At 60.0% G+C, this 18,423-nt stretch carries 20 protein-coding genes; 11 read left to right on the top strand and 9 right to left on the bottom strand.

Annotated elements, in window-relative coordinates; translation table 11 throughout:
• Window positions 1-23: 23 nt before the first annotated feature.
• Window positions 24-167 (top strand): hypothetical protein, encoded by a 144-nt coding sequence (locus OK411_RS17015; protein ID WP_164488351.1) that lies wholly within the window; start codon window positions 24-26, stop codon window positions 165-167.
• Window positions 168-211: 44 nt separating this feature from the next.
• On the opposite strand, the gene OK411_RS17010 is transcribed toward OK411_RS17015, so the two are convergent.
• On the bottom strand, window positions 212-484 hold the full coding sequence (locus OK411_RS17010; protein WP_016775076.1) for a hypothetical protein: 273 nt from the start codon (window positions 482-484) through the stop codon (window positions 212-214).
• A 263-nt stretch (window positions 485-747) separates the two neighbouring features.
• Complete coding sequence (locus tag OK411_RS17005) at window positions 748-1,428, bottom strand: SOS response-associated peptidase (RefSeq protein ID WP_197892062.1); 681 nt, start codon at window positions 1,426-1,428, stop codon at window positions 748-750.
• Between the two features lie 197 nt (window positions 1,429-1,625).
• On the opposite strand from OK411_RS17005, the gene OK411_RS17000 reads away from it, so the two are divergent.
• On the top strand, window positions 1,626-2,525 hold the full coding sequence (locus OK411_RS17000) for a polysaccharide deacetylase family protein (protein ID WP_264365409.1): 900 nt from the start codon (window positions 1,626-1,628) through the stop codon (window positions 2,523-2,525).
• 105 nt (window positions 2,526-2,630) lie between these two features.
• Window positions 2,631-2,873: a DUF1652 domain-containing protein gene (locus OK411_RS16995; protein WP_016775073.1), complete on the top strand. Its 243-nt coding sequence runs from the start codon at window positions 2,631-2,633 to the stop codon at window positions 2,871-2,873.
• 3 nt (window positions 2,874-2,876) lie between these two features.
• Here OK411_RS16995 and OK411_RS16990 read toward each other — a convergent pair whose 3' ends face one another.
• The gene (locus tag OK411_RS16990) at window positions 2,877-3,239 is read right to left on the bottom strand and encodes an NUDIX hydrolase (RefSeq protein WP_051600742.1); all 363 of its coding nucleotides are present in this window, start codon (window positions 3,237-3,239) and stop codon (window positions 2,877-2,879) included.
• A 218-nt stretch (window positions 3,240-3,457) separates the two neighbouring features.
• Between OK411_RS16990 and OK411_RS16985 the strand changes: the two genes are divergently transcribed.
• Entirely contained in the window at window positions 3,458-3,655 is a 198-nt protein-coding gene (locus OK411_RS16985; RefSeq protein WP_016775071.1) for a hypothetical protein, read from the top strand.
• Window positions 3,656-3,711: 56 nt separating this feature from the next.
• Here the strand turns inward: OK411_RS16985 and OK411_RS16980 are convergent, their stop codons facing one another.
• Complete coding sequence (locus tag OK411_RS16980) at window positions 3,712-3,951, bottom strand: hypothetical protein (RefSeq protein WP_038862200.1); 240 nt, start codon at window positions 3,949-3,951, stop codon at window positions 3,712-3,714.
• Between the two features lie 184 nt (window positions 3,952-4,135).
• Between OK411_RS16980 and OK411_RS16975 the strand changes: the two genes are divergently transcribed.
• Window positions 4,136-4,471: a hypothetical protein gene (locus OK411_RS16975; RefSeq protein ID WP_024013232.1), complete on the top strand. Its 336-nt coding sequence runs from the start codon at window positions 4,136-4,138 to the stop codon at window positions 4,469-4,471.
• A gap of 189 nt (window positions 4,472-4,660) precedes the next feature.
• Window positions 4,661-5,266 carry a DUF6338 family protein gene (locus OK411_RS16970; protein WP_264365408.1) on the top strand — a complete coding sequence of 202 codons (606 nt, stop codon included), beginning with the start codon at window positions 4,661-4,663 and terminating at the stop codon, window positions 5,264-5,266.
• A 140-nt stretch (window positions 5,267-5,406) separates the two neighbouring features.
• Here OK411_RS16970 and OK411_RS16965 read toward each other — a convergent pair whose 3' ends face one another.
• Complete coding sequence (locus OK411_RS16965) at window positions 5,407-6,306, bottom strand: LysR family transcriptional regulator (RefSeq protein ID WP_016775066.1); 900 nt, start codon at window positions 6,304-6,306, stop codon at window positions 5,407-5,409.
• A 119-nt stretch (window positions 6,307-6,425) separates the two neighbouring features.
• On the opposite strand from OK411_RS16965, the gene OK411_RS16960 reads away from it, so the two are divergent.
• A complete protein-coding gene (locus OK411_RS16960; protein ID WP_016775065.1) occupies window positions 6,426-7,793 on the top strand; it encodes an MFS transporter in 1,368 nt (455 codons plus the stop codon).
• 30 nt (window positions 7,794-7,823) lie between these two features.
• The gene (locus OK411_RS16955) at window positions 7,824-9,098 is read left to right on the top strand and encodes a glucarate dehydratase family protein (RefSeq protein ID WP_206422016.1); all 1,275 of its coding nucleotides are present in this window, start codon (window positions 7,824-7,826) and stop codon (window positions 9,096-9,098) included.
• A gap of 102 nt (window positions 9,099-9,200) precedes the next feature.
• Here OK411_RS16955 and OK411_RS16950 read toward each other — a convergent pair whose 3' ends face one another.
• Window positions 9,201-10,085 (bottom strand): LysR substrate-binding domain-containing protein, encoded by an 885-nt coding sequence (locus tag OK411_RS16950; RefSeq protein WP_024013229.1) that lies wholly within the window; start codon window positions 10,083-10,085, stop codon window positions 9,201-9,203.
• Between the two features lie 157 nt (window positions 10,086-10,242).
• On the opposite strand from OK411_RS16950, the gene OK411_RS16945 reads away from it, so the two are divergent.
• Complete coding sequence (locus OK411_RS16945) at window positions 10,243-13,269, top strand: FAD-binding and (Fe-S)-binding domain-containing protein (RefSeq protein ID WP_264365419.1); 3,027 nt, start codon at window positions 10,243-10,245, stop codon at window positions 13,267-13,269.
• Here the strand turns inward: OK411_RS16945 and OK411_RS16940 are convergent.
• Both OK411_RS16940 and OK411_RS16935 read right to left on the bottom strand, forming a co-directional pair.
• The gene (locus OK411_RS16940; RefSeq protein WP_016775061.1) at window positions 13,202-13,888 is read right to left on the bottom strand and encodes a paraquat-inducible protein A; all 687 of its coding nucleotides are present in this window, start codon (window positions 13,886-13,888) and stop codon (window positions 13,202-13,204) included. The two genes, OK411_RS16945 and OK411_RS16940, sit on opposite strands and share 68 nt — an antisense overlap.
• Window positions 13,885-14,481 (bottom strand): paraquat-inducible protein A, encoded by a 597-nt coding sequence (locus OK411_RS16935; protein ID WP_016775060.1) that lies wholly within the window; start codon window positions 14,479-14,481, stop codon window positions 13,885-13,887. The genes OK411_RS16940 and OK411_RS16935 overlap by 4 nt, the downstream gene beginning before the upstream one ends.
• A gap of 170 nt (window positions 14,482-14,651) precedes the next feature.
• Between OK411_RS16935 and OK411_RS16930 the strand changes: the two genes are divergently transcribed.
• Window positions 14,652-15,821 (top strand): DUF1624 domain-containing protein, encoded by a 1,170-nt coding sequence (locus OK411_RS16930; protein WP_264365407.1) that lies wholly within the window; start codon window positions 14,652-14,654, stop codon window positions 15,819-15,821.
• 161 nt (window positions 15,822-15,982) lie between these two features.
• Here the strand turns inward: OK411_RS16930 and OK411_RS16925 are convergent, their stop codons facing one another.
• On the bottom strand, window positions 15,983-17,374 hold the full coding sequence (locus tag OK411_RS16925) for an aldehyde dehydrogenase family protein (protein ID WP_264365406.1): 1,392 nt from the start codon (window positions 17,372-17,374) through the stop codon (window positions 15,983-15,985).
• Between the two features lie 103 nt (window positions 17,375-17,477).
• Here OK411_RS16925 and ptrR point away from each other — a divergent pair, with 103 nt between their 5' ends.
• Window positions 17,478-18,365, top strand: coding sequence for a putrescine utilization regulator PtrR (gene ptrR, locus OK411_RS16920; RefSeq protein ID WP_136492695.1), 888 nt, complete (start codon window positions 17,478-17,480; stop codon window positions 18,363-18,365).
• Window positions 18,366-18,423 lie beyond the last annotated feature (58 nt).

Raw genomic sequence — 18,423 nt, 5'->3', positions numbered from 1 at the left:
AACTGTTCTGAGGTGAGGTGCACATGGCAACTGAGCAAACGCGTGCGGAAGATGATGAGCCAACGGAAGAAGAAATCGAGCAGCAGAAGAGGCAGGAAAAAACCTGGAAGCACGATGACAGCCGCGAGCTGTCGGACCGCGATCAGGAGCGTCCGCTGAAACCTTGAACAACGCATACGAAGAGCCCCGCAGCAGCGGGGCTCTTCGCGTTTCAGAGGTCTGCCAACTGCGTGAAATCCGGGTAGGTCGCGCGATACCCCAACGTTCGATCGATCCACGCATTGAGCTCATTGACCATCACCGGCGGATGGCCGGGATAACCCTCGAGGGTGCTGCGCAGGGTGCGTTCGATATCGGGCACGCTGTGCAGGTTTCGGGTCTTGATGTAATGGCCGATAAAACAGTCGAGTTCCAGGCGTTCTGTCTTGGACAGATGGACACACTTCAGGCCGCTGACCTGTTTGATTGCAAAATCGTCGCTCACTTATTTCTCTGCAAGGCTTGAAAGTTGTTGATGGATTCCTGATTTCTTTGACTCTTTGGTCAACTGGTATACCAATCGGAAAGGCGGCGCGCATGCTATCCGCAGCGCGGGAAAATGTATGTATGACTGTCGAAATGTCTGACAGGCGGTTGATTCGCTCAAACGGCTGTTTTACGGGCGTTGTATCGCGGTTGAAACACTTTTTGTAACGCAGGGGACTCAGTGGCGGCGTTGCTTGATTAACGCAAGGATGGACGGATTATTTAGTCGACTCGTTCTATCAATTGCGCACCTTGATTACGCGTATTGCCGACCGCTTTGCCGACTTTGTACCATTCGAAGGCCTCACTGGGCTCGCCTTCAAACAGCAGCATCTGCTCGGCGCGCTCCACTGGCGTAGCCGGATCAAGCCATTCCCGAGCTCGCGCCGAATCGAAGACCACTGGGCGGCGATCGTGAATATCGAGCAGGCCGCCCAGGCTGTCAGCGGTGATGATGACGAACCCGTCGTCCTCCCTCGGCGCAACCCCCGGTGCCGGAAATTGGCCGATACCGGCACAGAAGACCGGAGCCTGATCCGCCCGACGAATCAACCAGGGCTGTCGGGATTTTTCCCCGCTATCAACCCATTCAAACCAATTGTCGACCGGCACGATCAGCCGCTGCCGCCAGATCGCCCGGAAGAACGCGCCGTGGGCGACTTTCTCCACCCGAGCGTTGATAGGTGGGGCGCGATCCTTGGCCCAATGCGGGCGCCAGCCCCAGCGCAGATTGTCGGCATGAATGGCCTGCTCGTGCTGATGCAGAACCGCCAGCGCAGTGGTGGGCGCTGCGTTGTAGCGATCCAGTGGCGCATCGCCGACGTGATTGATCAACGCATCGGGGATGCTCAGCACCGCGACGAAATCGTGAATCCCACGGTACTGCGTGAGTCTTCCGCACATGGCTGAAATCTCCTTGAGGAAATTTGAGTCTAGTCGGACCTGCCAATGTGCCGGCCGATGACGCACTGAAAGCAGCACCGGAACCAAACCCTGTGTACCTTATCCAACCTGCGCTCGCGGATAGCCGCGCAGGGATGGACAAAGGCGATGGAGGTTTGCCATTCGACAACACGACGGCCGCGGCCTCAGGGCAAGACATGACATCCGGATGCAAACTTCTTTGTGTTGCGCTCATCGTGCTCGGTCTGGCCGGTTGCATCGCCGCGCCGATTGAAATGACCACGCAAACCGAAACGCGCCTGATGGCCCAGGCCCCCGTACGTTTTCTCCTGACGTTCGATGATGGCCCAAGTGCTTCAGGGTTGTGGAATCCAACGGCGACGGTGCTCGACAGCCTCAAAAGCAATCCGCTGCAGGCAGACATCAAAGCCGTGTTTTTCGTGCAGACCCGAGCACCCCGGGCAGGTAACAGCGAGATCGGTCGCAGCCTGATGCGGCGTGAACACACCGAGGGGCATATTCTCGCTTTCCACACCGCGACTCACTGGCACACCAACCATCGCTCGCTCGATCCGCAGGAACTGGAGCAATCGCTGACCGATGGCAGCGCTGACATCGCCGCTATCACCGGGGCGCAGCCCAAGCTGTTGCGCCCACCGTTCTGGAACTACGACAAGCGCACATTTGCGGCCTATCAAAAACACGGCTTGCATGTCTTGCTCACGGACCTGAGTGCCAACGACGGCAAGATCTGGGGCTTCAACGCCAGCCCTCGGCGTCGGGCGAACATGCTGCGGCAGTTATCGGAAGTGCGCGAGCGCATCGCCGAGGGTCAATTGCCGACGGTGGATGGCGTTATTCCGGTCGTGGTGACGTTCCATGACCTCAATCGCTACACCGCGCGCCACACTCGCGAATATCTGCAGATTCTGCTCGATAGCGCGGCGGCGACCGGGGTCAGACTGGCGGACAAGCCGTTCTACGACAATCAGGCCGCACTGGAAAAAGCTGCGTTGGCGCGTACGGTTCAGCAAAGCGCTGAGCCGGTGAATCTGCCCGGAATGTGGAACTGGATCTGGGATCACGACGCGCATTGAATGGCATGAGTGAGTTGTGATCGGCTTGGCATTCTCGAGCGGGCAGTAAACACACCGTGGGTCTATGCTCGATGGATCGATTCTCCGCCTGCGAGGCGCCCGTCCATGCTTGCCATTGCCGATATTTGCCGGATCGTCGAGTCAGGCTTCCCCACGTTCAAGTGTGATTGCACACCGACCGGGCAAGGTCTGTTGCGGATCAAGGTGTATGAGCCGGGCAGTGGGCGTGTCGAGTTGTTGCTTGACGGCGTTTCTCCCGAGCATCTGGTGACGATTCGCGATATTTCCAATTTCATCGGTGAGTTGCGAACGGAAATCAGCGCCGGTCGCCGGGCGTTCGCCGGCTGATTGTCATAAACGGCGCTGAAAGGCCTGCACGATGCGCCGTGTCGCGTCATTGGTTTCAAGATTGTGCACGGCATCGAGCGGGTACCAGATGCAATCGACGATTTCGTTCTGCGGGCGCACATCGTCGAGGTTGACCACCGAAGCCTCGTACACATGATGCCGCGTACTGCCCGCCTGAAAATCCATCAGGTACAGGACGTCCTCCGCATTGAGCCCGGTTTCCTCCTGCAACTCGCGCACGGCTGCCGCCGCACGGGTTTCCCCGGGTTCGACCTTGCCGCCGGGTAATGACCAGTGATGGCGGGGTTTGCGTACCAGGAGGATATGGCGATCCTGCTCGCAAATGACGGTGGCGCGTACTTTCATGATTGCCCTGTTGATGCGTGTCATAAATCTGTAATCAATCTGCAATATTCGAGCCGCAAGCGGATTTAAAGGTTCCCTCTTGATTCGGAGCCATTTGCGTAGCAAAAAGTGCCAGTGAATTGACATGTGCCAGGGCGAATCCGGTTTACACCGCAGCGGGGAGCGGGTGTAAGGTAAGCCCGTACACCGAAAACACCGTTGACGAAATGGAGGTGCTCATGAGCATTCCAATGCTGAACAAGCTGCACATGAACGGTTATGACGTGCTTAGTGTGAACAACGGCCCATGGCGGGTTTGCACTCAGGGCGACCGGTTGGCGTCATTCACCAGCAGGGAGGAAGCGATGGCCTATGCGGCGGCGCTTCCTGGTTACAAGCAGCGCGCCAAGCGGGTGCAAAGCCAGAACGTGAATTGACGCGTTATAACGAAAGAGCCCCGGTTTCGACCGGGGCTTCTTGTTTGGATCAGGAGTCAGTGCACCTTGATTCGGCTGATGGTCCGGGCTTTTACCTCCCTGGCATAGATCTGCAATCTCTCCTCGTCGTTTTGCAGGATTGTGCAAGACCGCAACACAGTCTGGGCGTCTGCCTCGTTACCTGATTTGCGCAATTGTTCGGCAATGCGCTTGAGGTCGACCGCCGACCACCTCAGGTCCGACGCCACGCTTTGCAAATCCCGTTGAAGTTCGTGTTCGTATTCATTGAGCCGCATGATCACCTCCAGAACATTCTCGGTAGAAAAGAGTAGTCGCATTTTTCCACCTGGGGCCAGGCCATCTGACGCCCGGCTGAACCGATGTAAAAAATTGTCCAAACCCCGATAACGGCGGGGTGCCACGATGGATGTGCACGCCGTTAAACGGTACATTCACGTTTTTTCGGAACAGGTAAACAGCATGCGCGTATGGATCGGCACTTTGGCACTGGCCCTGTTGACGGGTTGCTCGTTACCAGCATCGCTGGTGCCGGGCGAGCCAAACCTCAGCAAGACCAGTGACAAGCCTCCCAAGGAATATGCCGCGTGTTTGTTACCGCTGTGGCAGAAGGACGTGGCCAAGACTTCGCAGACGTCGATTTCCAACGGCTACCGGATTACCGCGCCGAGCATTATCACGGCGGATGAGATTCTCGATATCGTCAAATACAAGGACGGCAGCAAAGTGTCCCTCTATCAGGGGCCGCCTTGGGCCAAGTCCGGATCGCTGCGCCAATCGGTGCGTGACTGCCTGTAACCGGGCGCCCGGATCTCAAAAAAGGCAGACACCGAAGTTCGATGTCTGCCTTTTTTCATTGGATGAAGACTCCAGCCAAACGCTCGCAATGAGCTGTGACAGTTGCCCGCGAGGCGCAGCAGGATCCTTGACTAGGCTTTGAATGTCGGCCCGTGACGGGATCGGCATGACTGAAAGGAGTCTCGGATCATGGATGATCTGGTCAAGGACATCATTCCGCTGTTGCAGTATCTAATCCCAGGTTTTCTATCGACCTGGATCTTCTATTCACTTACGGCATTCAAGCGACCGGATACGTTCGGCCAGATCGTGCAGGCGCTGATATTCACATTTGTGATTCAGGGCGCGGTGTTGGCGGTGGGCAACCTCTGTTTGTGGATTGGCTCGAAGGGTTTTTCTCTAGGACACTGGGACGGCCGGGCGCAGACGCTTTGGGCATTTGTGTTTTCGCTGATGCTGGGATTGTTTGCCTGTTATCTGGCTACGAGTGACAAATTGCACTGCTGGTTACGTAAGCGAAACGTCACGAAACAATCTTCTTTCCCCAGTGAATGGTTCTGCGCTTTCGCCCAGTTCGACCGGTTCATAACCCTGCATTTACATGACGAGAGGCGCGTGTTTGGCTGGCCTGTCGAGTGGCCGTCCGAATTCAGTTGTGGGCAATTCGTGATGCAGAATCCACGTTGGGTTAATGACGATGGCAAGTCGACGCCTTTTGGTGCCGAAATTTTGCTGATAGATTCCGCGCAAGTTAAGTGGGTTGAATTCAGCCCGGTATCAGAGGGTTCATCATGACGACTGCAAGAGCACCGCGACCAATGCCAAAGCAATACGAACGCCTGTTCACTGGTCCTGACGGCAAGCCGCTGGAGGAGCCGTTGATCAAAGCCCCGAGCGCTCCGCCTCCGCTCAAATACAGGTTGCCACAATAATTTTCAGCCCCAACCCTGCACCACCGCCCGGCGAATCGCCTCCAGCAACATCGCGAACGCCGGGTTGTCATTGTTCTCACGCCAGATCAGATGCAGTTCGCTCTGCACCCCTTCGCCCAGATCGATCTCGCGAAACACCACATTCCTGAACACCACGCTGGTCGCGCAACGTGGTACCAGCGCCAGACCCATGCCAGCGTTGACCAGCGCCAGAATGGTCAGCGACGAGCCCAGCCACTGCACGTAATCCGGCGCCACCCGCGCTGAGCGCAGCGTGCCGGTCAACAGTTCGTTGAACGGCGGATAGGCTTCATGGGAGTACATCAGAAACGGTTGTTTATCCAGATCAGCCACTGATACCTCAGCTGCATTGGCCAACCGATGCCCGCTCGGCACTGCCAGCACAAATGGTTCGCGCACCAGGCATTCGGTGGCATAGCCCGGTTCCTGCAATGGCGCTCGGGCAATGCCCAGGTCGATACGGCGAGCGCGCAAGGCCTCGTGCTGTTGATAGGTGTTCATTTCTGCCAGATCGATTTTCACCTGGGGCTGCTTAAGTCGCGCTTCGGCGATCACCTTGGGCAGAAACTCATACACCGCGCTGCCGACAAACGCGATGTTTACCGAACCAATATCGCCCTCGGCAAACCGGCGTGCGGTGATCGCTGCTTGCTGGGCGCGCTCCAGCAGATTCTGCGCTTCAACGAAAAACGCCCGGCCCGCCGCCGTCAGCGCAACGCTTCGGGTGCTGCGGGTAAACAATTCGACGCCAAGGTGATGCTCCAGCAGCTGAATCTGCCGACTCAGCGGCGGCTGCGTCATGTTCAGGCGCTCGGCGGCGCGGCGGAAGTTGAGTTCGGTGGCGACCGTAGTGAAGCAGCGCAGCTGGGTAAGTTCAAACATTGATCTAATCCGGGTATCAATCGAATGCCTGTTTAGATTAGACGGGATCAATGCGCGACGTCCATGATCGGCTCATCGCTTCAAGTCATCCCTAAAAAAACAAGATCGGGAGTCGCCCCTTGAAAACCCTCCAGAGTCCGCCGGACATCACGGTGCTCGCCCGCGCCGCCGCCAAGGTCAAACGCCACGTGCTGCCGCTATTCGTGGTGATGTTCATCGTCAATTACATCGACCGGGTCAACATTGGTTTCGTGCGCAGCCATCTGGAGACCGATCTGGGTATCGGCGCAGCGGCGTACGGACTTGGCGCCGGGCTGTTTTTCATCGGTTACGCACTGTTCGAAGTGCCGTCGAACATGCTGTTGCAGCGCTACGGCGCGCGGGTCTGGCTGACCCGGATCATGTTCACCTGGGGCGCTGCGGCCATGGCCATGGCGTTTGTTCAGGGCGAAACCAGTTTCTACGTGCTGCGCTTTATTCTCGGTGCGGCCGAGGCCGGGTTTTTCCCGGGGATCATTTATTACTTCACCCAATGGCTGCCAGCGTCCGAGCGCGGCAAAACCATGGCGGTGTTTCTCAGCGGCTCAGCGATTGCCTCGGTGATTTCCGGCCCGGTGTCCGGTGCGCTGTTGCATATCAGCGGATTGGGCATGCACGGTTGGCAGTGGATGTTTCTCATCGAAGGCGCAGCGTCGGTGGTGTTGTGCGCATTCGTCTGGTTCTGGCTGCAATCGCACCCGCGCCAAGCCAAGTGGCTGAGCGAGGAAGAGCGAGACGCACTGGTCGCGGCGATTGCCGAGGAGCAGCGCGCTCGCGAAGCGGTACAAGTCGCCAAGCCGTCGATGTTCAAGCTGTTGGCTGACCGACAGATCGCGCTGTTCTGCTTCATCTATTTTTCCATTGCCCTGACCATTTACGGCGCGACGTTCTGGTTGCCGAGCATGATCAAGAAGATGGGCAACCTCGGTGATTTCCAGGTCGGGCTGCTCAACTCCATTCCGTGGATCATTTCGATTGTCGCCATGTATGGCTTCGCAGCGATGGCCGGCAAATGGAAATTCCAGCAGGCCTGGGTCGCGCTGACCCTGGTGATCGCGGCGGTCGGCATGTTCATGTCGACCACTGGCGGGCCGGTGTTTGCCTTCGTCGCCATCTGCTTCGCCGCTATCGGTTTCAAAGCAGCGTCGGCGCTGTTCTGGCCGATTCCGCAAAGCTATCTGGACGCGCGCATCGCTGCGGCGGTGATCGCGCTGATCAACTCCATCGGCAACCTTGGCGGCTTCGTCGCGCCGACCGCGTTCGGCATTCTCGAACAAACCACCGGCTCCATCGAGGGCGGCCTGTATGGCCTGGCGGCGACATCGCTGATCGCCGCCGTGGTGATCTTCTTCGCCCGCACGGCGCCTGGCGCCAAAGGTAAAACCCCGGCAAAGCCAAGTGACGAAGCCGCCGCTGTGGCGCCGGCTCGTCCGGCTGCGAGCCACTGAATCGATTGTTGATCTGTCAGGAGCGTTATCTTGAAAATCACCCGTGTCAGCGTCACCCCGATTGCCTTCCGCGATCCGCCACTGCTCAACGCCAGTGGCATCCACGAACCCTTTGCCCTGCGCTCGATCATCGAGATTGAAAGTGACAACGGCTACATCGGCCTCGGCGAAAGCTACGGCGATGCCCCGGCGCTGGCGATCCAGCAACAATTGCAGAGCCAGTTGATCGGCCTCGATCCGTTCAACCTCAATCAATTGCGCGCGATCGTGCAGGCCACCGTGGCGGCGAATAAACCCGCCAGCGTCGCTGGCGCCGAACTGGCCCCCGGTTCCCACGCCAGCAAAGCTGTGAGCAATGCCTACTCGGCGTTTGAAGTGGCGTTTCTCGATTTGCAGGCGCACTACCTGAACGTGCCGCTGGTGGACCTGCTCGGCGGCGCGATCCGCGATGAAGTGCCGTTCAGCGCTTACCTGTTCTTCAAATACGCCGAACATATCGACTCGCCCTACAAACCGGACGACTGGGGCGAGGCGCTGAGCGAGCAGCAGATCGTCGCGCAGGCAGCGCGGATGATCGAAGCGTACGGATTCAAGAGCATCAAGCTCAAGGCCGGCACCTTGCCGCCGGAGCATGAAGTGGCTTGTATCAAGGCACTGAAAAAAGCCTTTCCGGGATTGCCGCTGCGCATCGATCCGAACGGCAACTGGTCGCTGGAGACGGCGATTCGCATGGCCGAACTGCTCGGCGATGACCTGCAATATTACGAAGATCCGACCCCGGGCCTTGAAGGCATGGCCGAACTGCACAAGCGCACCGGTCTGCCCCTGGCGACCAATATGGTCGTCACTGATTTCGACGAGTTCCGCCGCAGCGTTGCGCTCAACAGCGTGCAGATCGTCCTCGCCGACCACCATTACTGGGGTGGCCTGCGGGATACGCAGACACTGGCGAAAATGTGCGACGTGTTCGGCCTCGGCGTGTCGATGCATTCCAATTCGCACCTGGGCATCAGCCTGATGGCCATGGCGCACGTTGCGGCGGCAGTGCCGAATCTGGATTACGCCTGCGACACCCACTACCCGTGGCAGGAGCCGGACGAGGAAGTGATCAAGGGCGGCAAGCTGCCGATTGTCGATGGTTGCGTAAAGATCACCCGTGCGCCGGGGTTGGGGCTGGAGCTGGATCACGAGCAACTGGCCAAGCTGCATGACCAGTACCTGACGTGCGGCATTCGCCAGCGCGATGATGTGCGGCAGATGCAGCGGTACAAGGCGGATTGGCGGGCGGTCAAGCCGAGGTTTTAAGGTCGTTGCGACTGGCTTCTTCGCGAGCAGGCTCGCTCTCACATGTAAATGCATGGCAACTGTGGGAGCGAGCCTGCTCGCGAATGGCCGCGACGCGATCCTTCAGAGCGTATGAACCAGCCAATCCCTGAACGCCTTCAACGAAGGCAGATTCTCATTGCGCGGCGGATACACCAGGTAATAGCTGCGTCGGCTGGTAATCGGCTCGCCCAGTTGTAGCAATTCGCCCTTGAGCAATTCCTCCTCGACCAGAATACGCGGCACCAGGCCGACGCCGATATTGGCGCGTACTGCCTGAATCAAGTGCGAGGTCATTTCGAAGCTTGGCCCGATTCGCATGCTGCGATGCGGCAGTTGATGATGGCTGAACCATTCCGCCCATGCCTGGGCATTGCTGCTGACGTTGAGCAGCAACTGCCCGGCCATGTGTCGCTCGGCCTCGTCGCGTTCAGTCGCCGACAGCTGCGCGCTGGCAATCGCCACCAGTTCTTCGGTGTGCAGGGGCAGGGCGGTCAGGCCTGGCCACTCACCGCCGCCGACACAGATGGCGGCGTCGATTTCGCTGGTGTCGAAATCGATGGTTTCGATCCGCGAATGCAGGTGCACGGTCATGCCCGGGTGCGCCGTGTAGAAATCCTTCAGCCGTGGCAGCAGCCATTTCGAACCGAAGGTCGGCAGCGTCGCCAGACGCAGGCTATGGATGCCCGAACCAAACGCCATCGCCTGCAAGGTTGCGCTGCGAATCTGTCCGAGGGCTTCGCTGAGCTCGCGCTGATACATGCGCCCGACATCCGTCAGCACCACCTGCCGACCTTCGCGGCTGAACAGGCGCATGCCGAGCATCTTCTCGAGAATCTGCACCTGGCGGCTGACCGCGCTCTGCGTCAGTGACAGCTCATGGGCGGCGCGGGTGTAGCTCTCGTGGCGAGCGGCGGCCTCGAAAGCCAGCAGCAGCGACATGGACGGTGTGAGGGTGCGCGGATTCATTCGTAAAACTCATCGATAGCGGGTCGAAATTACGCTTGTTCCATGGCTGGCCAGCAATGAACATGGGCGCAATCAGATGGCGGAGCCTGACGCAATCATTCCTTGCGCACAACTGTTCACCGCCACACAGCCCGATTTGACCGAGATGACCCGACCGATGATTGCCCAGCTGTCGCCCGCCAAAGCCTTGACCGGCGATTACCAACAATTTCTCGCCGCCCTGAAAGACAGCGGCTTTCGCGGGGAAATCAGCGCCGATTACGCCAGCCGCGTGGTGCTCGCGACCGACAACTCGATCTATCAGCGCTTGCCGCAAGCGGCGGTGTTTCCGCTGGATGCGGACGATGTGGCACGGGTGGCGCGGCTGATTGCCGAACCGGCGTACGAAAAAGTGGTGATCACCCCGCGAGGCGGTGGCACCGGCACCAACGGTCAATCGCTGACGGACGGCATCGTCGTCGACCTGTCGCGGCACATGAATCGCATTCTGGAAATCAACGTTGAACAGCGCTGGGTGCGGGTGCAGGCCGGGGTGGTCAAGGATCAGCTCAACGCCGCGTTGAAATCCGCCGGGCTGTTTTTTGCTCCGGAACTGTCGACCTCGAACCGCGCCACGGTCGGCGGCATGATCAACACCGACGCCAGCGGCCAGGGCAGTTGCACCTACGGCAAGACCCGCGACCATGTGCTGGAACTTGAAATGATCCTGCGCGGCGGCGAGCGTCTGCACGGCCTGCCGCTGGCGGAGGATGAGCTTGCAGCGCAGTGCGCCCGCAATGATCGCGTCGGCGAAGTCTATCGTTGTGCGCGGCAGATCATTGATGAACAGGGCGAGCTGATCAAGGCACGCTTTCCCGATCTCAACCGCTGCCTGACCGGTTATGACCTGGCGCATCTGCGCGAGGCCGATCAGCGCTTCAACCTCAACAGCGTGCTGTGTGGCGCTGAGGGCTCGCTGGGCTTCGTCGTCGAAGCGCGGTTGAATGTGTTGCCGATTCCCAAGCACACGATGCTGGTCAACATCCGCTACGCCGGGTTCATGGATGCCTTGCGTGATGCGCGGGCGTTGATGGCGCTCAAGCCGTTGTCGATTGAAACCGTCGACTCCAAGGTCTTGCTGCTGGCGATGCAGGACATCGTCTGGCACGGCGTTGCCGAATATTTTCCGGAAAACGCTGAGCGGCCGACTCTGGGCATCAATCTGGTCGAGTTCTGCGGTGACGATCCCGAAGATCTGCAACGCCGCGTCGAAGCGTTGCTCGAACATCTGCAAAACGACCGCACCGTGGAGCGCCTGGGCCATACGCTGGCGGTTGGTCAGGCAGCGGTGAACAAGGTCTATGGCATGCGCAAACGGGCGGTGGGCCTGCTCGGCAATGTCGCCGGCGAAGCCCGCCCGCAGCCGTTCGTTGAAGACACCGCAGTGCCGCCGCAGCATTTGGCCGAATACATCGCCGAACTGCGCGACCTGCTCGACAGCCACGGTTTGCAGTACGGCATGTTCGGCCATGTCGACGCCGGCGTACTGCACGTGCGGCCGATCCTCGACATGAAAGACCCGCAGCAAGCGGCCCTGGTACGCCCGGTGTCCGATGGCGTAGCGGCGCTGACCCAGCGCTACGGCGGTCTGCTCTGGGGCGAGCATGGCAAGGGCCTGCGTTCGGAGTACGCGCCGGCATTCTTCGGCGAGTTGTACCCGGCGCTGCAAGCCTTGAAAGCCGCGTTCGACCCATTCAACCAGTTCAACCCGGGCAAAATCGCTACGCCGGCCAACAGCGGCGCAGCACTGCTGAAGATCGACGAGGTGACCCTGCGCGGCGAGCTGGATCGGCAGGTTGACGAGAAAGTCTGGCAAAGCTACGGCGCGGCCATGCACTGCAATGGCAACGGCGCCTGCTACAACTTCGATCCCGATGACGCCATGTGCCCGTCGTGGAAAGCCACCCGCGAACGCGCGCAATCGCCCAAGGGCCGCGCTTCGCTGATTCGCGAATGGCTGCGGTTGCAGGGCGAGGCGGGCGTCGATGTGCTCTCGGACGCAATCCGAAAACCGACGTTTTTCAGCACGCTGTGGCAGCGCTGGCGCAACAGTCGCGATCCATCGGCGGATTTTTCCCATGAGGTGTACGACGCCATGGCCGGTTGCCTGGCCTGTAAATCCTGCGCGGGGCAGTGCCCGGTGAAGGTCAACGTGCCGGAATTTCGCTCGCGTTTTCTCGAGCTGTATCACAGTCGTTATCTGCGTCCGGCGCGGGACTATCTGATTGCCTCGCTGGAATACACCATTCCCTACATGGCGCGGATTCCGGCGCTGTACAACGGTTTGATGGGCGCGGGCTGGGTGCGCAGTGCGCTGTCGCGGATCGGTGGCATGGTCGATGTGCCGTTGCTCAGCCGTTTCGATTTCCACGCGGCGATGCGCCGTTGGCAGGTGCAGCCAGCAACGGTTGCAACGCTGTCGTCAGTGACCTCAGAGCAACGCAAACGCAGCGTGGTGATCGTGCAGGACGCCTTCACCCGCTACTTCGAAGCGCCGCTGCTGGCTGATCTGGTCGAGCTGATTTCGCGCCTGGGTTATCAGGTCTATCTCGCGCCGTTCAGCGCCAACGGTAAACCGCTGCATGTGCAGGGCTTTCTCTCGGCGTTCAATCGGGCGGCGTTGCGTAACGCTGAGCAGTTGCAGGCGCTGGCGCAGACCGGCGTGCCGCTGCTGGGGCTGGATCCGGCGATGACTCTGGTCTATCGCCAGGAATACCTGAAAGTACCGGGCCTGAATGAGTGCCCAGAAGTAGCGCTGGTTCAGGAATGGTTACTCAAGGTCATGCCGGAGCAGGCGCCTGAGGCTCAGCCCAAAGCATTCCGTCTGCTCGCCCATTGCACGGAGAAAACCAACGCGCCGGCCGCGACCCGCCAGTGGGAACAGGTCTTCGAACGTGCCGGTCTGAAGCTGGCCACGCAGGCTACCGGTTGCTGCGGCATGTCCGGTACTTACGGCCACGAAGCACGCAATCGCCAGACCTCAGCCGTCATTTACGAGCAGTCGTGGGCGCGCCAGGTGCAGGCTCCGGCGGAGCAGGGCGAGGCGTTGGCGACCGGCTACTCCTGCCGCAGCCAGGTCAAGCGCCAGTCGGATCAGGCGCTGCGCCATCCGTTGCAGGTGCTGCTCCAGACGCTGCGTCGCTGACCGTGTCGCTGGTGTCCCTGTCCCAGATCAGGCGTGGGTCGAAACTCATCGCCGCGAGCATGGTGAACACCACGACCAGGCCGAAGAACAGGATGCCCGGTCGTGGCTCGATATCGCCCAGCGCCTGGAACTTCACCAGCGCCGCGACCAGCGCGACCACCAGCACATCGAGCATCGACCAGTAGCCGATCAGTTCGACGAATCGGTACAGCTTCGAACGCTCCCTGCGCGCCCAATCGCTGTTGCGCTGTACGGTGACCAGCAGCAAGGTCAGGGCGACGAACTTGACCCCCGGCACCGCGATGCTCGCGATGAAAATGATCAGGGCAATGTCCCACGCTCCGGCCTCCCAGAACTCCAGCACACCACTCATGATCGTGCTGTCGGCGCCGTTGCCGAGCATCACCGTATTCATCACCGGCAGCAGATTGGCCGGGATATAAAACGCCAGGGCGGCGAGCATGTACGCCCAGGTTCGCGCCAGCGAATTGGTCTTGCGCCGATGCAAAGGCGCATCACAGCGTGGGCATTCGTGTGGCTCGTCGGTCATGTCGCAGGCCAGGCCACAGCTGTGGCACAGGCACAGGTTGAGTTCGCTGGCGGTCGGTGGACGCTTCATAAAATGTCCCAGAGTTCGCGGATGTCACGGCCGGCAATGCGGATCATCATCAGGCTCAGCACCGCCAGGGCGAACAGGCCGATCCCCGGCAGCACATCGAGCAGGCCGGCGAGTTTGAACACCGCGACCATCGCCCCCAGCAGACACACCTCAAGCATGCTCCACGGGCGCAGGGTTTCCAGCCAGCGCATGCACAGATTGAACCCCGGTGCCCGCCTCAGGCCGAGGGCGAAACTCAACACCCAGACCAGCAACACCAGCTGAAATGCCGGCGCGATGATGATCGCAATCGCCGCGACCATTGCAATGAACGTAATCGGCCCCTGACTCAGAGCAAGCACCGAATCCCAAAGGGTTGCGCTGTTTTTCATGCCTTTGAGGCTGATGCTCATCACCGGGTAGAAATTGGCAAACAGCCACAGCATCGCCGCCGTGAACGTCAGCGCCAGACGCTGCTCGATGGTCAGGCCGTTGAAGCGCTGCAGCACGCCACCGCAGCGCACGCACAGGGTTTTCTGGTGCTTGGCGAGCACGACTTTCTCGTACACACAATCACAGTGCTCGCAGATGATCAGGTGTTCGGTGTTGACCATGGACAGCGCTCAAGGGCAGGGCGGACCTGTTCACTATAGAAGGCTGGCGCTGATGGGCAACTTCGATGGTGCATGTTTGGGTTTTGTTTTTCTGGTGTTATAAGGTAACGCGAAATTTGCGGGCGGCGTTGTGGCTGTCCGGTGTTATTCCTCTCGATTGCGAAAGCCCCATGACCCCTGTGCTTCCCCGTTCTGCCCCGTTGACGACTGGCCGGCTGCTATCCATTGATGCGCTCAGAGGCCTGGTGATCCTGTTCATGCTGCTCGATCACTTACGTGAAACCTTTCTCTTGCACCGACAGGTCTCCGATCCGATGGACATCGCCAGCACCGAGCCGGCGCTGTTTTTCAGCCGCACTCTGGCGCATCTGTGTGCGCCGGTATTCGTCTTGCTGACCGGTTTGTCGGCATGGCTCTACGGCGAAAAATACGCCGGCAAAGCCGATGTCAGCGCGTTTCTGTTCAAGCGCGGATTGTTCCTCGTGGCGCTGGAGTTCACCTTGGTCAACTTCGCCTGGACGTTCCAGTTGCCGCCGAGCGTGATTTACCTGCAAGTGATCTGGGCGATCGGCCTGAGCATGATTGCGCTGGCGATGCTGGTCTGGTTGCCACGTGCGCTGCTGCTGACGCTGAGCGTGGCGATCATCGCCGGGCACAACCTGCTCGACGCGGTGCATTTCCCGGTTGAGTCGGCGATGCATGTGCCTTGGGCGATTCTGCATGATCGGGGCTGGATCGAGATCAGCGACACCTTGCGCCTGCGCACCTCATACCCGCTGCTGCCGTGGATTGGTGTAATCGGCCTGGGCTATGTGCTGGGGCCGTGGTTTGCTCGCGGCATGGACGCGGCGGTGCGTCAGCGTCGTTTGCTGATTGCCGGAGTCGGTGGATTGCTCGGCTTCGTGGTGCTGCGCTTGATCAATGGCTACGGCGAAAAGCCGTGGGCGATCAGCGATTCGCTGGTGCAGACACTGATGAGCTTTTTCAACATCACCAAATACCCGCCGTCGCTGCTGTTTCTCGCGCTTACTGTGAGTACGGGGCTGTTGCTGTTGCTCGCCTTTGAGCGCGTGCAGAGTCGCCGCTGGATTGGCTGGCTGACGGTGTTCGGCTCGGCGCCGATGTTTTTCTATCTGCTGCATCTGTATGCGTTGAAGGTGTTGTACCTGATTGGCGTGGCGCTGTTCGGCCTGAATCAGGGCAGCTATTTCGGCTTTTCGACGGTGACGGCGGTGTGGCTGGCGGCGGTGGTTCTTGCCGTGGTGCTGTTCCCGGCAGTGCGCTGGTTTTCGGCACTGAAAGCGCGGCGGCGGGACATCAGCTGGCTGAAGTATCTGTAAATCGAAGCAGAGCTTGTGGGAGTCGTGCCCCAAATCATCTGCGCAGCCGTGCCCCTGTGGGAGCGAGCCTGCTCGCGAAGAGGTGTGTCAGTCGATGCAGCGGTGACTGACAGGACGCTTTCGCGAGCAGGCTCGCTCCCACAGGTTTTACAGCACCCGGCTTATTTACGATCCAGCCATACGGTCTGCGCGTTGCAGAATTCCCGTACGCCAAAGTGCGACAGCTCACGACCGAAGCCGCTCTTCTTCACGCCGCCGAAGGTCACGCGCGGATCGCTCGCCGAGTAGCCGTTGATGAACACGCCACCGGTTTCCAGTTCACTGGTCAGTTGCTCAGCCAGCGCGACGTTCGCGGTGTAGATAGTCGCGGTCAGGCCGAAATCGCTGTCGTTGGCCAAGGCCACGGCGTGTGCGCAATCGCGGGCGGTGATAATCGAGGCGACCGGGCCAAACAGTTCTTGCTTGAACGAGGTCATGCGGTCGGTTACATCGGCCAGCACGGTCGGTTCGTAGAAGTTGCCGGCGCCCTCGGCTTTTCGGCCGCCGAGCAGCAGCGTCGCGCCTTCCTCCAACGTGTCACGCACTTGCTGATCGAGTTCATCACGCAGATCGAAGCGCGCCATCGGCCCGATATAGGTGTCCGCATTCAGCGGATCGCCCACCTTCAACTGGCGTGTCGCTTCAACGAACTTGCGGGTGAACTCTTCGACAACACCTTCCTCGATGATCAGACGTTTGGCGGCCGCGCAGACCTGGCCGGAGTTCTGATAACGACCGACCACCGCCGCGTGCACCGCCTCATCCAGACCAGCATCGTTGAGCACGATGAACGGATCGGAGCCGCCCAGTTCCAGCACGCATTTCTTCAACGCCGCGCCTGCCTGAGCACCGATGGCCATGCCGGCGCGGACGCTGCCGGTCAGCGTCACGGCGGCGATGCGCGAATCGGCGATGGCGCTGGAAACGCCTTCCGGGGTGACGTTGATCACTTCAAACACGCCCTCGGGGAAACCGGCGCGAACAAACGCATCGCGCAGCAGGTAAGCGCTGCCCATCACGTTTGGCGCATGCTTGAGCACGTAAGTGTTGCCAGCGATCAACGTCGGCACCGCGCCGCGCAGCACTTGCCAGATCGGGAAATTCCACGGCATCACCGCCAGAATCGGCCCCAGCGGACGGTATTCGATACGCGCCTTGCCGCCTTCAACCTGAGTGGCTTCGGCGTCGAGCATGGCCGGGCCATGTTCCGCGTACCACTCGCAGAGCTTGGCGCATTTCTCGATTTCGCCACGGGCCTGGGCGATCGGCTTGCCCATTTCCCGGGTGATCATGGTTGCCATCGCTTCTGAGGTTTCACGCAGCGCGCCGGCGAGGGCGGTCAAAAGACGCGAACGATCCTGCAGCGGCTTGCGCTTCCACTTGCCAAAAGCGAAGGCAGCGCGAGTCAGTGCCGCATCAAGGGCAGCGGCGGATTCAAACGCGTAATGCCCGATCTGCTCGCCGGTGGCGGGGTTGATCGAGATGGCGTGGGTCTGGCTGGAAATCTGGCTCATGACGTTGTCCTGTAGGTTCGTCGGATGGGCCTAGAGTAGGGTGGCATTAGTTTTCTGGAAACTGAATAATAAAGAGCGTTTCTTTCACGATTGGAGAATGACTGTGGATCTGGTGCAACTGGAAATCTTCAAGGCCGTGGCCGAGCACGGCAGCATCAGCGCTGCCGCCACGCAGATTCATCGCGTGCCGTCGAACCTGACCACGCGGATCAAACAGTTGGAGCAGGATCTCGGCGTCGATCTGTTTATCCGCGAGAAAAGCCGTCTGCGCCTGTCGCCGGCCGGGTGGAGTTTTCTCGAATACACGCGGCGTATTCTCGATCTGGTGCAGGAAGCTCGAGCCACTGTGGCGGGTGAGGAACCCCAGGGCGCGTTCCCCTTGGGTTCGCTGGAAAGTACCGCAGCAGTGCGTATTCCCGAACTGCTGGCGGCGTACAACCAGCAGCACCCGAAGGTCGACCTCGACCTGTCCACCGGGCCATCCGGGACGATGATCGACGGCGTGCTGTCCGGGCGTCTGGCTGCGGCATTCGTCGACGGTCCGGTGCTGCATCCGGCTCTGGAAGGTGTGCCGGCGTTCGAGGAGGAAATGGTCATCATCGCGCCGCTCAATCATTCACCGGTCGAACGTGCGGCGGACGTTAACGGCGAGAATATCTACGCCTTCCGTTCCAACTGTTCCTACCGTCATCATTTCGAAAAATGGTTCAGCACTGACGCTGCCGTACCGGGCAAGATCTTCGAAATGGAGTCCTACCACGGCATGCTCGCCTGCGTCAGTGCCGGTGCCGGCCTGGCGCTGATGCCGCGCAAAATGCTGCAGAGCATGCCCGGCAGCGCGACGGTCAGCGTCTGGCCGCTGGCGGCGGACTTCCGCTATCTGACCACTTGGCTGGTGTGGCGCCGGGGCACGGTGTCGCGCAGTCTGAGCATGTTCGTGCGCTTGCTTGAAGAGCGGGGCGTGGTGCGTGCCGAAGGTGAAACAGCCTGAGCTGAGCCTGAATACACATCGTCTGAGTCTTGGTGCTGGCAAATAGCTATGCAACAGG

Origin of the sequence: Pseudomonas sp. RG1 (genome assembly GCF_025910115.1) — a bacterium.
GTDB classification, from domain to species: domain Bacteria; phylum Pseudomonadota; class Gammaproteobacteria; order Pseudomonadales; family Pseudomonadaceae; genus Aquipseudomonas; species Aquipseudomonas atacamensis.
This window is presented reverse-complemented; position numbering and strand designations above follow the sequence as displayed.